The sequence below is a fragment of the Vibrio sp. 2134-1 genome (assembly GCF_033339495.1).
The window spans coordinates 1-580 of the sequence record NZ_JAWOUS010000725.1; the positions used below are offsets into that span (position 1 = coordinate 1).

1 protein-coding gene is annotated in these 580 nt (G+C 47.8%); it reads right to left on the reverse strand.

Annotation, left to right across the window (positions count from 1 at the left end):
- Positions 1-94: 94 nt before the first annotated feature.
- Positions 95-580 (reverse strand): ammonia-forming cytochrome c nitrite reductase subunit c552 (locus tag R7R78_RS28195; protein WP_225474859.1); only part of this gene is annotated, 486 nt, incomplete at its 5' end.

A 580-nucleotide genomic window follows, 5' to 3' on the forward strand; every position in this document is an offset into this window, starting at 1 on the left:
TGTACCTCGACTAGAATGAACTGATGAAAACAAAGGGCGCAGAACGCGCCCTTTGTTGTTGCATCATAGGTGTCGAATCCTATTTTCGATTTGACTAATAGGTTGCTTCTCGTTCGGCCGCTGCTTTATCCCAATCTGGCACAACGGTGTCTAAGAAGTGCTTTTTATCCGCGTTCATTTTTTCCATATCCATTCCTAAAGCTTCTTGGGCTTTTGCTTTGGTCGAGATATCTGGAATTGGAACAGGTTCAGTAACGCCTTTTGTTGCCAGTAAGCGTACCAATTTAGTACGAGCATCGGCGGCGCGATCAACTGCGGTACCAAGAACTTCCAGCGCCACTTCTGGTGCGTGCATGTGAACACCGTGAGAGGCGATCGCATAATCCCAACGCCATTGCGCATGGCGAATATCTTGGAGAATCGGCTTCATTTCTTCTTCCGTTGCTCCTGCTTTCCATGCTTCTCCAGCTTCAAAATGCGCCGCGACAATTTGCTTCTCGGCGGTTAATTTCATGTTCAACACCTGCGCTTTACGTGACGACACGATGTTACGTAGCTGCTCTTTGGTTTGAGTATGGCA